2 protein-coding genes are annotated in these 2664 nt (G+C 60.9%); both read right to left on the bottom strand.

All coding sequences use genetic code 11. From position 1 onward, the window contains the following. Positions 1–104: 104 nt before the first annotated feature. Positions 105–1226: an ABC transporter permease gene (locus tag ABI213_RS18060; protein WP_348028092.1), complete on the bottom strand. Its 1122-nt coding sequence runs from the start codon at positions 1224–1226 to the stop codon at positions 105–107. Beyond that, positions 1227–2664: ABC transporter permease (locus tag ABI213_RS18055; protein ID WP_348028090.1), on the bottom strand; the 1438-nt coding region annotated here is incomplete at its 5' end. It lies immediately after the preceding gene.

Below are 2664 nucleotides of genomic sequence, written 5' to 3'. Positions count from 1 at the left end.
GGCACAGCCGGCTGCGGGAGTGGGCGCTGGGCGGCGTCACCCGGTCTTTGCTGCTGCAAACCGGCCGGTGTGCGCTGGTCTCGCATTGATGGACAACAGTCAACTCAGGCCATCTGGCTAATCGTCTTGCGAAAGCGTGCCAGGGAAGCAAAGAAAAATACGGTACCGATCACGAGAATAGCCAGTAGCTGCGGCCAGACCACGGCTATGCCTGCACCCCGGTACAAGATGGCCTGGCCCACAGAAACGAAATGGGTGGTGGGCGCAAACAGCATCACGTTCTGTACCAATGCCGGCATGCTTTCCCGCGGTGTCGCCCCGCCCGACAGCATCTGCAGCGGCAGAAGCACCAATACCAGCAGCATGCCAAACTGCGGCATGGAGCGCGCCAAGGTTGCCAAAAAAATCCCCAGTGAGGTCGTGGCAAACAGGTGCAGCGCAGCCGCCAGCATGAACAAAGCCACCGAACCTTCGATTGGTACCCCCAACGCGCCCTGGACCACAAACACCAGCGCCATCAGTGCAGCCAACAGCACCACCAGGCCCATCGACCACACCTTGGCCAGCATGATCTCGGTGGGAGTCACGGGCATCACCAGCAGATGCTCCAGCGTGCCGTGCTCGCGTTCGCGTATCAGTGCTGCACCGGTGAGGATGATGGACAGCATGGTGACGTTGTTGATGATCTCCATCAACGACCCAAACCAGGCTTGCTCCAGATTCGGGTTGAAGCGCATGTGCAGCACCAGGTCTACCGGAGCTGCTGCGCTGCTGCGGTAGCGCTGCACAAACTCGCTCACCTCGCTGGTAATAATCTGCTGGATGTAGCCATTGCCGGTAAAGGCCTGGCTCATCAGCGTGGCGTCCACGTTCAGCTGCAAGGCGGGCGTGTGGCCGGCCAACACATCACGCTGAAAGTTGGGTGGAATATCCAGCACAAAGGTGTATTGGCCGCTGTCCATGCCTGCATCCACTTCAGCCAGCGACACCATGGAAGGGGGCTTGAAGTGCGGCGGGTACAGGCTGGAAATAATGCGTGCCGACAGCGGCGATCCATCCTCGTCCACGATGGCAATCGGTGCGTTGTGCAGGCTCTCTGGCATGGCCGTGGCCGCCACGTAGATTGACAGGGTGAATGTGTAGGCGATCAGCACCAGCATCATCGGGTCGCGCACCAGACTCCACAATTCCTTGACACCCAGGCGGTAGATGTTGGGGATGCGCATTCAGCGGGCCTGCTTTTTCAGCAGCCATATGGACATGACCAAGATGACGGGCGCGGCGATCAGCAAAGGCCAGAATGATGAACCCAGGCTGGAGAAATCCAGCGCCTTGTTGAATACGCCCCGGCATATCGTCAAGAAGTGGGTGGCGGGATAGATGTGCCCAATCGTCGCACCTATGCCTTCGAGGGACGACACGGGATTCGTCAGGCCCGCAAACTGCACGCAGGGAATGATGGTGCCGATCATGGTCACAAATATTGCGGCGATCTGGCTCTTGGTGAACGTGGACGCCAGCAGCCCAATGCCGGTTGAGCTGACCACAAACAACAGTGCAGCCAGTGCCAGGGTGGCAAAGCTGCCCTTCATGGGCACGTCAAACACGGTAACGGCCAGCGCCGCCATCAAGAGAAAGTTGAACATGGCTAGCGCGATGTACGGCAGCTGCTTGCCCAGCAGGAACTCGCTGCGGGTGACGGGGGTGACGTAGAGGTTGATGATGGAGCCCATCTCTTTCTCCCGCACCACCGACAGTGCGGTCAGCATGGCTGGAATCATCATCAACAGCATGGGGATGACCGCTGGCACCATGGCGGGCAGGCTTCTGACGTCGGGGTTGTAGCGGTAGCGGCTTTCGATGCTGGCGGGTGCCGCGATGGATTGGCCGAGCCGGTGCACAGCCATGTCGCTCAGCCAGATGGCATGCATGGCCTGTACGTAGCCGCGCACGGTTTCAGCGCGGGCGGGCATGGCACCGTCGACCCACGCACCCATTTGCACCGGTGTGCCGCGTTCGATGTCGCGGCCGAAACCATGGGGTATTTCCAGGGCCAGCGACAGCTCGCCGCTGCGCATACGCCGGTCCAGTTCGGCATAGCTGGTGATGGGCGGCTTCTCGATAAAGTAGCGCGAACCCGAGAGGTTGAGTGTGTAGTTTTGGCTCAGCGCTGTTTGGTCCTGGTCCATCACGGCGTATGAGAGGTTTTCCACATCCAGATTGATGCCGTAGCCCATGATGCACATCAAAAATGCCGTGCCCAGCAGCGCCAGCGCGGCGCGTACCGGGTCACGCTGCAGCTCCAGTGACTCGCGTAGCGTGTAGCTCCAGGCACGCGCAAAACTGAAGCCGCGTGTGCGACGTGCGGGGCCGGCGTTGCCGCGGGGTGCGGGGGCCGCATCGGCGTTGGGTGCGGGAGGCGCGGCTTCTTCCAGGTAAGCGATGAAGGCCTGCTCCAGATTCTCGGTACCACGCTGCTGCACCAGCCCGGCCGGACTGTTGGTTACCAACACCCGGCCAGCGTGCATCAGCGAGATGCGGTCGCAGCGCTCGGCCTCGTTCATGAAATGGGTGGAGATAAAGATCGTCACCAGGTCGTTGCGGGCCAGGTCGATCATCAGCTGCCAAAACATGTCGCGCGCTACCGGGTCCACGCCCGAAGTG

The organism is Rhodoferax sp., assembly GCF_039922535.1.
Classification (GTDB): Bacteria; Pseudomonadota; Gammaproteobacteria; order Burkholderiales; family Burkholderiaceae_C; genus Rhodoferax_B.
This window is presented reverse-complemented; position numbering and strand designations above follow the sequence as displayed.

Coding starts and splice junctions, on each gene's coding strand:
- ABI213_RS18060 (WP_348028092.1), bottom strand. CDS start 1,226: ATGCGCATCCCCAACATCTACCGCCTGGGTGTCAAGGAATTGTGGAGT.